Origin of the sequence: Frigoribacterium sp. CFBP 8751, assembly GCF_014841545.1 — a bacterium.
Taxonomy (GTDB): domain Bacteria; phylum Actinomycetota; class Actinomycetes; order Actinomycetales; family Microbacteriaceae; genus Frigoribacterium.
Window position 1 is genome coordinate 271,130 of sequence record NZ_JACYUB010000004.1, and the last position, 6,000, is coordinate 277,129.

The following is a 6,000-nucleotide window of genomic DNA, read 5'->3' on the forward strand; positions in this document are numbered from 1 at the left end:
GTCGACGAGGAGGCGCGGCGTCGGTCGGTCAGACCGTGTACTGCACCGAGACGGGCGGCTCGAGCCCGGCGAGCAGGTGTACGTACGCCTGGCGGGCGTCCTCGACGAGCAGTTGTCGTTGGATGTGCTGGTCGTGCCAGTCGACCAGGTCGTCGGGTGTGACGTCGTCGACGTCGTCGGCCACGAGGTAGCTGAACGCGTAGGCGTCGCCGTCGTCGTCGAGGGTCCGGCGGTAGCCGAGGGTCTGACGGCTCGTGGCGTCGACGAAGACCTCCCAGCCGGGGTCGCTCGCGTCCGGCAGGGTGACGTCGACCACGGGGTGGGGGGCTCCGGCGGCGGGGGAGGCGAGCCTCGTGCCGAGGGTGGCCGTCCGCATCGTCGTGGCGGCCGGGCCGGCCGTCGCGAGATCGTCGGCTCGGACGCCCCCGGGCCGCGAATCGTCCGAACCGGACGCACCCGTCACCGCATCTGCTGCCCGCGCCACGGCCGCGGCGCCGGCCGACGAGGATTCGGGAGAGCTCGTGTCGATGCCCCGCGCCACGTCGTGGTCGACCCGGGCGACAGCTCGTGCGAGGGCCCCCTCGAACACGTGGAGCCTGCGGGCCGTCGCCCGCAACCACGACTCGAGAGCGTCTCGTTCGTCGGACGTGAAGGGCTCGGGCTCGAAGGAGTTCACGGAGAAGGACGCGGCCTCGACCGACCACTCCCACTCGAGCACGACCCGGAGGAGCGCCGAACGGCGGGGCATGAGCGCGAGCGTGCCCTGGCGCAACCCGGGTGAGAAGTGCAGTTCGGGTTCGTCGAGCAGGTGCCGGACACCGGAGGCCGCATCGGTCGAGGTGGTCGGCACGAGGAAGGCCACCCGGACCTCTCGCCACGGCGCGGCCCGGACCGGAGGCGCGTCCTCGCCGCGCAGGATCGTCAGGCTGATGGGCATCTCGGGCGGCAGTGGTCGGGCGTCGCCGCGCGATGTGGCGTCGGGGGGCTCGACGGGGTCGACGGGATCTGGGTCGTTCGGTGCCATGGCCCGAGAATCGTGGCACGAGTCGATGCGAGCCCCCTGGACGAGCCGGGGTCGTCGGCCTCAGAACGACAGTTGGTCGACCGACGTCAGCGGCACCCACCCCTCGCGGATGCCGTCCGGCGGCTCGATCGTGGGCACGGGCCGCAGGGTGTCGGCCTCGGCGAGTTGCGCGAGGTCGAAGCCGGTCATCTCGGCGATGTCGCGGACGGGTACCTGGTAGGTGCGGTACGGCCCGAGTGGCGGTGGGTCGCCCTGCTCGTGCGCACGGGCGAACGCGGCCTCGAGGTCGACGCCGTCGAGCTCGGGGGACTGGTCGAGCAGGTACGCCGCCGTGCGCAGCGAACCGCCGTCCGACGTCGTCCACGCCGCGATCTTGAAGAACCGACGCGGGAGGCGGATGCCGCGGTAGGGCGCGTCGTCGTCGAGCAGCACGGGTGCCGTGAACACCGTCAACCGCTGCCGGTGTGTGGAGGCGTACTGCAGCACCTGGTCTTCGAGGCCGAGCCAGAGTTCTCTCGACTGGTTGAACTCGGCGGCTTGCGGTGCGGCGTTGGTGAAGCTGAACGTGTCGACGTTCGCCGCGGCCGCGACGACCGGCTCGCCCCAGACCGGGTCGCGGCGGCGGACCAGGTGCCCCCGGTCGAGGTCGTTCGAGGCGTAGACCTCGGGACCCGTCTGCTCGTCGTCGGGCACGCGTTCGTCGAGGTGCCAGTCGTCGCCTCGGCCGAGGTCGAGCAGCGACGACCCGTCGATGTTGACCGCCGTCAGGGCGGCCAACCGCCGGACGGGGTCGAGCAGCACCGTGAAGTGGACGTACGGCAGCTCTCGCGCGAGCGTGTGGAGGGCCGGCAAGGGCACGTCGACCGTGAGGAACGACGGGTCGTACCCCGCACGATCGAGCCCGACGGGGTTCGCGGTGGTGGGGTCGTCTGTGGTGCTCATGGGCGCCTCCGGCAGGTCGTCGTTCTCGTGGGGCCATCCTGCCCACGACCCCTGACATCGGCCCGGTCGGCGCCGCGACCACGCGAAGGAAGCGCGATGCGGGGGATCCCCACACCGCGCCTCCTCGGGTGCTCACGTCACCGACAGGCGAGGGCTCAGCCCGCGAGGGCTCAGTCCGCCAGGATCGTGTAGAGCGCGCGGCGGGCTTCGTCGAGCTTGGCGGTGGCGGCGGCCCGCTGGGCCTCGCTGCCGTCGTGGTGGAACTGCTTCACGACGCCCATCAGCTTCATGAGGCTGGTCTGGAACTCGCGGTCGGTGTCGCTGGCGTCGTCGGCCGTCGCGGCCCAGGCCTTCTCGATCTCGTCGGCGTGCTCGGCCACGTAGGCCCTGCCCGCCTCGGTCAGCGTGAAGGCGCTCGTGGTCGCGGCCTCGTCGGACGAGATGAGTTCTTCGTCGACGAGCTGCTGCAGCGTGGGGTAGACCGAGCCGGGGCTGGGCTTCCACGCGCCGTCGGTGCGCTCGGCGATCGCCTTGATCAGGCCGTAGCCGTTCGACGGGGCGTCGGACAGCAGCGAGAGGATCGCGAGGCGCACGTCGCCGCGTCGGGCCCGGCCGCGTCCGCCGCGGCCAGGCCCGAAGCCGCCGGGGCCGAAGCCCGGGCCGCCGGGGCCGAAACCGGGGCCGAAGCCGCCGAAGCCGGGGCCGGGGCGGAACCCGCGGCCGAACGGACGGCCGAAGCGGCCGTGGCCCTCGCCGCGGCCGGGGAGGTCGCGTCGGGCGTCGGGGAAGTCGTGGTGCCGGCGACGGGGGTCGCCGTGGTTCTCGGTGGTGAAGTCGGTACCCATGGGGTACTCCTTTCGGGTCAGGTGGAGAGAAGTCGTGATCGCGACGTCCTGTCGCGATGTGTCAAAGATATGTCGCTGACTATCGCGTGTCAATGCCTCGATCGTGTTCCGGGCGCGAAAAAAGGAGGCGCATCCCGGGTGGGACGCGCCTCCTTCGGTCGTGCGGTCAGCTCGCGGGCTGCACCCCGAACGCCGAGGCGAGCTTCTCGATCTTCTGCGCCCGGCCGAGGCGGGGCAGGTCGCTGCCGTCGCGGATGACCCGGCCGCGGCCCTCGAAGTCGGCGAGGAAGTCCTGCGCCCAGGCGACGTCGGACGGGGTGGGACTGATGACCTCGTTGATCACGGGCAGCTGCTCGACGTCGAGGCACAGTTTGCCGGTCAGGCCCAGCGCGACCGCGACCCCGGACTGCTCGCGCAGGACGGGGTGGCTGCTGCCGACCGTCGGGCCGTCGATCGGGCCGGGCAGCCCGCCGATGCGGCTGGCGACGACGAGGCGTGAGCGGGGGTAGGCCATGGCCAGGTCGTCGGCGCTCGTGCCGGTGTCGCGGCGGTAGTCGCCGCTGCCGAACGCGAGCCGGAACGCGCCGCGGGCCTTGGCGATGGCGGGGCTCTCCTCGATGCCGAGGGCCGACTCGACGAGCGCGAGCACCGGCACCGCGCCTCCGAGGCGGTCGAAGGTCTCGGTGACGTGCTCGGGTGCCTCGGTCTTGGCGAGCATGACGCCGTGCAGCCCGGGCAGGCCCATGAGGGCGTCGACGTCGTCGGACCAGAAGTCGGTCGAGCGGTCGTTGATGCGCACCCAGGCCTCGCCGCCGCCCGTCAGCCAGGCGACGACGTCGTCGCGCGCGGCGGGCTTGCGGGCCGGGTCGACCGCGTCCTCGATGTCGAGGACGATCTGGTCGGCGCGTGAGGCCTGAGCCGAGTCGAAACGGTCGGGGGCGGTGCCCGGGACCAGCAGCCACGACCGGGCGATGTCGGGCTTGGGTCGCGTGCGGCCGGCCGACGGGCCCCGGCGGGCCGTCGCCGCGGGGTCGGTCGCGGTCGGGTCGGAGGGGATCTGGCTGGTGTCGGTCATGACGTCGTCGTCCTTCGTCGCTCGGCTGTCCGGTCCACGCTACCGGCTCGTCCGGGCCCGTGAGTCCTCCGGGTCAGGGCGGGGGCTCCCGGCCCGGGGTGCCGTTCGGGCGTAACGTTCAGGCGGATCACAGATCCAGGGAACGACCCCACCGACAGGAGTGAGCCATGACCGACGCGAACGATCCGCGGCGCGACCGCCCCGACCACGAGGGACGCGATCCCCAGCACGGCGACACGAACGACGCCCCGCGGTCCGACGAGACCGGCGAGACGGTCGAGCAGACCGAGGTGCCGTACGGCTCCGAGGTGCCGACGCAGCAGCCCCCCGCCGTCGACTTCGGCGGCGACGCCCCGACGCAGCAGGCCCCGATCGCCGACGCCGAGGACCGCCCGGTCGTGGCCGAGGCCCGTGCGACCGGTGATGCGTCCGGCGCTCCCGCCCCGTCCGACGAGGAGGCGCTGCCCGAGTCGGTGCCCGCCGAGTACGTCCCCGGCGACACGGCGTCCGATCGACCCGCCGACGCCGACGCCGACGCGTCGACCGATGCCGGCTCGTCGGCCGACCCCGACGCGCGCGACACCGAGGTCCTCTCCGAGTCCGACCGGGACGCGGCCTCGTCCGGCCGTCCCACCGAGGCGATCCCGATGGTGGCTCCGACCGAGCCCGCCCAGCGTGCCTGGTCCGCCTCCTCCGACGGCACGCGCCGACCGCTGCACGACGACGAGGCCCTCCGTGCCGCCGAGGCCGCCCGCGCCGGGGACCCCGCCACGGGTGACCGGCGTGACGACACGGCCACCGCGGCGTCCGCGACCGCGGCGACCGGCGCCTCCTCGTCCTCGCACGACGGGTGGGTCGACGACCGCTCGGACGCCGAGCGCGACGCCACCGACCGCGCCGCGGCCGAGCGTCAGCCCTCGTTCGGCCAGGACGCCCCCACCGCCGTCGCACCGACCGCGGCAGCAGCAAGAGGCGCGGCTGCGGGTGCCGCCGCCGGTCGCGACACCGGCTCCCACGCCTACCCCCTGATCAAGGACTCCGGCATCGACCACGTGTCGGTGCGCCGTGAGCTGCTCGCCCAGCAGAAAGAGGAGTTCGGCGGCATCCGCTTCGGCGCCGGTCTGCTCGGCTGGTTCGCCGCGACGGGCTTCGGCCTCGTCATGATCACGATCTTCGGCGGCGTCCTGGCGGCCTGGGGCGGGGTCGCCTCGGGGTCGACCGCGATGACCGACCTGCGCAGCTTCACGGCCGACAACGCCGACGTGCTGGCGCTGACCTCGGGCATCGTGGTGCTCGCGATCATCTTCTTCGGGTACCTCGTCGGCGGGTACACGGCGTCGCGCATCGCGCGCTTCAGCGGCTTCAAGCAGGGCCTCGCGACCTGGCTCTGGGGCGTGGTCATCACCATCGTCCTGGCCGTCGTCGTGGGCGTCGTCGGCACCCAGTCCGGTGACTCGTCGTCGCCGAACCCGTTCGTGCCCTCGATGGACGACCTGCAGTCGTCGTCCCTCGCCGGTCTGATCGGGCTCGCCCTCGTCGTCGTGCTGAGCTTCGCCGGAGCCGTCCTCGGCGGCCTGCTGGGTCAGCGGTACCACCGCAAGGTCGACCGCTTCTTCTCCGAACAGGACTGAGCACCGCGAGGGGGCGCACCCCCCCCGGTCGCCCCCTCGCCCCATCCGACGCGGCCCGGGCGTCGAACACCGATCAACCCCACCGGGCAGCACAGACAAGGACCATTCATGCGCACCCCCTTCCGTTCCCCCCTCGGCCGAGGCGTCCTCGGTGTCGTCGCCACCGGAGCCCTCGTGTTCTCGCTCGCGGCCTGCGCCTCGACCTCGGACTCCGAGAGCAACAACACGGCTCCGACGCACCCCGTCAACCAGACCCGCGAACCCGGCCCCGGCGAGAGCCTCCTGCCCGCGGCGTCCATCCCGGACCTGTCGAACGGTGTCGACACCCAGGTCGCCGTCGACGCGTCGTTCGTCGAGGCCCTCACGACCCTCGGCCTGACCCCCGGCGTCGTGGGCACCGCGACCTTCGCCGACGGCACGTTCTCGTTCCCGATCACGGGCGGCAACGTCGACTACTACGGCCCCGACAGCGACGTGCGCCCC

5 protein-coding genes and 1 pseudogene are annotated in these 6,000 nt (G+C 73.0%); 2 read left to right on the forward strand and 4 right to left on the reverse strand.

The window, feature by feature from the left end:
- Positions 1 to 28: 28 nt before the first annotated feature.
- From IFT88_RS12495 to IFT88_RS12510, 4 genes are all read right to left on the reverse strand, one after another.
- Positions 29 to 1,024, reverse strand: coding sequence for a hypothetical protein (locus IFT88_RS12495; RefSeq protein ID WP_192120952.1), 996 nt, complete (start codon positions 1,022 to 1,024; stop codon positions 29 to 31).
- A 60-nt stretch (positions 1,025 to 1,084) separates the two neighbouring features.
- A complete protein-coding gene (locus IFT88_RS12500; protein WP_192120954.1) occupies positions 1,085 to 1,966 on the reverse strand; it encodes a DNA/RNA non-specific endonuclease in 882 nt (293 codons plus the stop codon).
- 170 nt (positions 1,967 to 2,136) lie between these two features.
- Positions 2,137 to 2,811, reverse strand: a complete 675-nt coding sequence (locus IFT88_RS12505; protein WP_043596219.1) for a PadR family transcriptional regulator — start codon at positions 2,809 to 2,811, stop codon at positions 2,137 to 2,139.
- A 166-nt stretch (positions 2,812 to 2,977) separates the two neighbouring features.
- The gene (locus tag IFT88_RS12510; RefSeq protein WP_192120956.1) at positions 2,978 to 3,886 is read right to left on the reverse strand and encodes an HpcH/HpaI aldolase/citrate lyase family protein; all 909 of its coding nucleotides are present in this window, start codon (positions 3,884 to 3,886) and stop codon (positions 2,978 to 2,980) included.
- 167 nt (positions 3,887 to 4,053) lie between these two features.
- Here IFT88_RS12510 and IFT88_RS12515 point away from each other — a divergent pair, with 167 nt between their 5' ends.
- Positions 4,054 to 5,517 (forward strand): CvpA family protein, encoded by a 1,464-nt coding sequence (locus IFT88_RS12515; RefSeq protein ID WP_192120958.1) that lies wholly within the window; start codon positions 4,054 to 4,056, stop codon positions 5,515 to 5,517.
- 108 nt (positions 5,518 to 5,625) lie between these two features.
- Positions 5,626 to 6,000, forward strand: a pseudogene (locus tag IFT88_RS12520) (hypothetical protein); the annotation flags it as partial.